Below are 3,536 nucleotides of genomic sequence, written 5' to 3' on the forward strand. Positions count from 1 at the left end.
GCGGCGTTCCGCGTGCTGGTGCTCGGCACCTGTCTGGTCGGCATCGCTGTCATCGGGGCGATCGAGTTCGCCAACGGCGCGGTCTCCGCCGAACGCGAAGCGCTGATGCAGCGTGCGGTGGCCGACGGAACCACCTCGGTCGGGCTACCCGCGTTCCCGCACCCCAGCTGGGTGCACGCGCCCAACGACACCAAGATCACCAACCGCTACTACCGGGAGACCCCGGGCGACATCGAGGTGACGTTCCCGTGAGCCAGACCCACCCGCGGACCAGACAATCCTCCGCGCCCGGGCGCGTCGTCCTCGTCAGCCGCATCTTCGCGCCGGAGCCCTCGGCGGCGTCCTTCCGCCTCGCCGCACTGCGGGACGCGCTGGTCGCGCGTGGCCGGCGAGTCGACGTCCTCTCCAGCACCGCCCCCGGCGAACACGGGACCACCCGCACCACGACCGACGCCGGAGGCGCGATCCGGCGCTGGCCGGTGCTGCGCAACAAGGACGGCTACGTCCGGGGGTATCTGCCCTACCTGTCGTTCGACGTCCCGGTGCTCTTCCGGCTGCTCGCCGGTCGCCGACCCGACGTGATCGTCGTCGAGCCGCCCCCGACCACCGGCACCGTCGTCCGGCTCGCGGCAGCCCTGCGTCGCGTTCCCTACGTCTACTACGCCGCAGACGCCTGGGCCGAGGCGGCTGTGACCACAGGGGCGCCGCGTCCGGTGACCCAGCTGCTCGCCGCGATCGAGAAGCGCGCGTGGCGCGGCGCGGCGTCCGTCTTGACGGTCTACCCGGCCATGGAACGGCGAATCCGTGACCTTGAGCCGGACGCCGCCGTCGCCCTGGTCGGCCACGGTGCCGACACCTCGGTGTTCCGCCCCGACGGTCCCCTCGCTCCGGAGACGCACCCCTACCTCGTCTACGCCGGGACGGCTTCGGAGGTGCACGGCGCCTCGGTGTTCATCGACGCCCTCCCTGCGGTCCTCGCGCAGGTCCCCGATGCGCGGGTGTACTTCATCGGGCAAGGTGAGGAGCGCGTCGCGATGGAGGCGGCGGCGTCACGACTGCCGCCCGGGTCGGTCCACTTCCTGCCCCGCCTCCCGCCCGAGGAAACGGCCACCTGGATCCGGGGAGCGCGTGCCGCGCTCGCGAGTGTCCGGCCCGGTCCCTACGGCTTTGCCCTCGCCACCAAGGTGTACGCGGCCGCCGGCTGCGGCGTCCCGGTCCTGTACGCCGGCGGGGGAGAGGGCCGGGCTTTGGTGCTCGCCAACGGGCTGGGGGACGCGGTCGATCACGACGTGGACGCCGTCGCCGCGGGCATGATCGCCGCCTTGCGACGCCCACCCGACGCCGAAGCTGCCCGTCGCCGCGTCGCCTGGACGCTGCGCGAGGCGTCGCTGCAGGCGGCCGCCGACCGGGCGGCGGGGGTCGTGATCGGCGTCGCGGAGCGGACGGCTTCGCGCGGGCAACGTGACTAGGCACGGCGGGTAGGAGCGGTCGATAGGATGTGCCTGCTCCGGGTCGGGGCAGGCTGAAGGAGGCACAGTGACCAAGACCCTCGTGGTGCTCGGGCAGGGCTACGTGGGCTTGCCCCTCGCGCAGGCAGCGGTCCGGGCGGGCTGGCGGGTGTTCGGCTTCGACGTCAACGCGGCCGTCGTCGACCGGCTCAACGACGGCCACTCGCACGTGGACGATCTCAGCGACGACGACATTGCCGCCATGCTGGCTGCCGGCTACTGCGCCACCGCCGACGCGGCCCTCATCGGCGAGGCCGACGTGGCCACCATCTGCGTGCCGACCCCGTTGGGCGACGACGGGGCCCCCGACCTGCGCGCTGTCCGGGCGTCCGCCGAACTCGTCGGCGCGCACCTGAAGCAGGGCGCGACGGTCGTGCTGGAGTCAACCAGCTACCCGGGAACCACCGATGGCGTCGTTCTGCCCATCATCGAGGCGCACGGCCACGCCCACGAGCGCGACTTCCTGCTGGCCTTCTCTCCCGAACGGGTCAACCCCGGCTTCCCCGAGTACGGGATCCACAACACCCCGAAGCTCGTCGGAGGTGTGAGCCCACGGGCCACCGACGCCGCTGCCGCGTTCTACGGCAGCTTCGTCGAGACGGTCGTGCCGCTGTCGGGGGCCCGCGAGGCGGAGACCGCGAAGCTGCTCGAGAACACCTACCGCCATGTCAACATCGCGCTCGTCAACGAGATGGCGATCCTCTGCCACGAGTTGGGCATCGACATCTGGGAGGTGATCCGTGGGGCCGCGACCAAGCCGTTCGGATTCCAGGCGTTCCGGCCCGGCCCGGGTGTGGGCGGGCACTGCATCCCGATCGACCCGAACTACCTCGGCTACGAGGTCCGCCGCTCGCTGGGGCGCGAGTTCCGTTTCGTGGGGCTCGCCCAGGAGGTCAACCACGCCATGCCGGCCTACGTGGTGAGCCGTCTCGCGGAGCTTCTCAACGACCGGTCGCTGCCGCTGCGGGGCACCACCGTCCTCGTGCTCGGCGTCACGTACAAGCCCGACATCGCCGATCAGCGCGAGTCGCCGGCGCTCGAGATCGGGCAGCTGCTGCTCGACCGTGGTGTCGACCTCGTCTTCCACGATCCCTTCGTCGAACAGTGGCACGTCGCGGGCACGACGCTCGACCGGGTGCCCGATCCGGTGGCGGCCGCTGCCACGGCGGACGCCGTGCTCGTCCTGCAGAATCACCGCAGCTATGCGATGGACGCCATCGTGGCCGCCGCGAAGGTCGTCTTCGACACCCGGGGGGTGGCTGCCGGGAGTTCAGTGGTGCGCCTGTGACCGGATCGGCCACTCCGCGCGTCCTGCACATCAACGACTGCGCGTTCAGCACCACCAATCTCATGACGGCGGCCCGCCGCTGCGGGCTCCCGTGGCGCTACCAGCCGCTCACGGTCACCGATCCGTCGTGGCACGGCGTCGGGCGAATCGTGCGCCGCGGAGTGCGTGGTGCGGGCTGGCTGGCGCGGCTGGCGGCCAACGCCGCCCGTGCCGACCTGCTGCACATCCATTTCGCGACGGTGGTGCAGCACACCGGCTGGGTGCCCCGCCCCTACGTCCTCCACCTCCACGGCACCGACATTCGCAGTTACCAGTACGACCCCCACCTCGGCCCCCTCGTCCGCCGAGCGGTCGAGGGTGCGCGGGCCGTCCTCTACTCGACGCCTGACCTGGCTCCCCACATCCGCTGGCGCGAGGATGCTCGCTTGTTCCCGGTGCCCATCGACGTCGCCGCCTTGCCGACGTGGCAGCCCGATCCCGTGCCCACCGTGTTCTTCGCTTCCCGCTGGGACGAGGTGAAAGGATCCGGCGTCCAGCTCGCGGCGGCGCGCGCACTCGGCACCTTGGCGGGTGTGCGGATCCTCGGCATCGACTGGGGACCGGACGCCGCGGCCGCGCGCGCCGCGGGCGTCACCTTGCTCCCTCGGCTGGCCCACGCCGACTTCCTCGCCGCCCTCGCCCGCGCCCACGTCGTCGTCGGCCAGCCCACGGGCATGCTCGCCGCGAGCGAACTCGAGGCG

At 72.1% G+C, this 3,536-nt stretch carries 4 protein-coding genes; all 4 read left to right on the forward strand.

The window, feature by feature from the left end; genetic code table 11:
• A partial coding sequence (locus Q1K57_RS10935) for a hypothetical protein (protein ID WP_300082343.1) occupies positions 1–252 on the forward strand: 252 nt, incomplete at its 5' end.
• Positions 249–1,469 (forward strand): glycosyltransferase family 4 protein, encoded by a 1,221-nt coding sequence (locus tag Q1K57_RS10940; protein ID WP_300082346.1) that lies wholly within the window; start codon positions 249–251, stop codon positions 1,467–1,469. The genes Q1K57_RS10935 and Q1K57_RS10940, both read left to right, overlap by 4 nt.
• Positions 1,470–1,536: 67 nt before the next feature.
• Positions 1,537–2,796 carry a nucleotide sugar dehydrogenase gene (locus Q1K57_RS10945; protein WP_300082349.1) on the forward strand — a complete coding sequence of 420 codons (1,260 nt, stop codon included), beginning with the start codon at positions 1,537–1,539 and terminating at the stop codon, positions 2,794–2,796.
• The coding region (locus Q1K57_RS10950) for a hypothetical protein (RefSeq protein WP_300082352.1) at positions 2,793–3,536 on the forward strand (744 nt) is incomplete at its 3' end. The genes Q1K57_RS10945 and Q1K57_RS10950, both read left to right, overlap by 4 nt.

It is taken from the genome of Propioniciclava sp., from assembly GCF_029977985.1.
Taxonomy (GTDB): domain Bacteria; phylum Actinomycetota; class Actinomycetes; order Propionibacteriales; family Propionibacteriaceae; genus Propioniciclava.